1 protein-coding gene is annotated in these 633 nt (G+C 40.6%); it reads right to left on the minus strand.

The genetic code is table 11. The features are described 5' to 3' along the window. Window positions 1–415 precede the first annotated feature (415 nt). Window positions 416–633: hypothetical protein (locus KQI89_RS17495; RefSeq protein ID WP_216458164.1), on the minus strand; the 218-nt coding region annotated here is incomplete at its 5' end.

Consider the following 633-nt stretch of genomic DNA (forward strand, 5'->3'; position numbering starts at 1 on the left):
ATCGAAAGATGGTGGTGGTGTAAACGATCATGAGAATCGTTTTTCCGTTTGTTGGGTTTGAATTAAGTCTTCATGTTCCACGGTCCTCATTTTTGTGCACTTCTTGTGTTTCGAGCGTCACTCATATGTTTTTGGCGCTTGAGACCTTCGAAAGTGTTGCATTGATGTAGTGACCGGTTCGACATGTGAGTTGTTTTTTATCGATAGTGCTTTTCAGGCCCTCTACAATGTGGATGACTGATGAGTTATCGATTCTTCATTAAACTTCCAAGTTTTGCTTGGGCGTTGTATAATGTCTGCGTTGCCTACTACTCGTATGAGGGGAAAGACCCTTTCGTTTCCAAAATATTCGAGAAAGACATTTGTGCTCAATTTATTTTTGGGCAGCAAAGGTTGATTTTGTGAGTTTGTCTTTTTATGATGTCCTTGATGGTTGGCTTAAGATTGGTTGTTGCATAAAGGCAAACACTCGGGGATATAGTGTACTATTGTTGGCATTGAGAACCTTGTATTTTTGATTCAAGGTTTCGATTTGGATTGAACGATTGCTTTCGTTCTTTGTTGTGTCCCTCTTTTTCCGCTTCTTTCCTTTCGAGGGCAGTTGTGGAATAGAGAAGGCCAACTTAGGATGTG

Origin of the sequence: Clostridium simiarum (genome assembly GCF_018919175.1) — a bacterium.
Taxonomy (GTDB): Bacteria; Bacillota; Clostridia; order Clostridiales; family Clostridiaceae; genus Clostridium_L; species Clostridium_L simiarum.